The sequence below is a fragment of the Streptomyces neyagawaensis genome (assembly GCF_023516595.1).
Classification (GTDB): domain Bacteria; phylum Actinomycetota; class Actinomycetes; order Streptomycetales; family Streptomycetaceae; genus Streptomyces; species Streptomyces neyagawaensis.
Genome location: NZ_JAMGBG010000253.1, coordinates 1 through 671, shown reverse-complemented (window position 1 = coordinate 671; position 671 = coordinate 1). Strand labels below are relative to the sequence as shown.

Sequence of the window (671 nt, the reverse complement as noted above, 5' to 3'; positions counted from 1 at the left end):
CGTCCTTGAGGGCCCGGTCCGGGTGGGCCGCGGTGTTCGCGAGGCCGGCGAGCGTCATGTTGACGTTCTGGTAGTACTCGGCCGGGTGGGTCAGGTTGTACGGGTCGTAGAACGTCATGCCGCGGGCGAAGGTGAGCAGGCCGGCGGTGCCCTTCACCGCGCCGCCCACGACATGCGTCAGCTCAAGGCTCGTGCCCGCCTGGTGGTCGACGAAGTTCGAGACGAGCCGGGTCAGGGGCGGGGGTTCGGCGGGCGCGTGTTCCAGGGCGGCCCTGACCGACGTGGCGGCAGTGCGGGCGGCCTCGTTGCGCTGCCTGCGGGCCTCCTTGAGGAGCTGGTGCGCGCGGGCGACGTCCTTCTCGCCGGGGTCCTGAAAGGGGGCGGGCTCGGGCCCGGGGTCCTCACCGGCCTTCACCTTGGCGTTGTACGCGTCGACCTTGGTGTTGTACGCGTCGACCGCCTTCTCGGACGCCTCCCGGCCGGCCTTGTACGCCTCGAGCGCGTCCCGCGCCTGCTCCTGGGCCCACTTGACGGTGTCGGCGTACGCGTCGAGGGCCTTGCCGGCCTTGTCGCAGGCGTCCGCCGCGTGCAGCCACTTCTTCGGATGCATCGCGAACTGCTCGCGGAACGTGTCGGCCGCCTCGCCCTTCCAGTTCGAGGAGTCGAGCTTG

The 671-nt window shown here is 71.1% G+C and carries 1 protein-coding gene; it reads right to left on the bottom strand.

What is annotated here, in order from left to right; genetic code table 11:
* Positions 1-671: putative T7SS-secreted protein (locus tag M8J73_RS44560; protein ID WP_372504112.1), on the bottom strand; the 671-nt coding region annotated here is incomplete at both ends.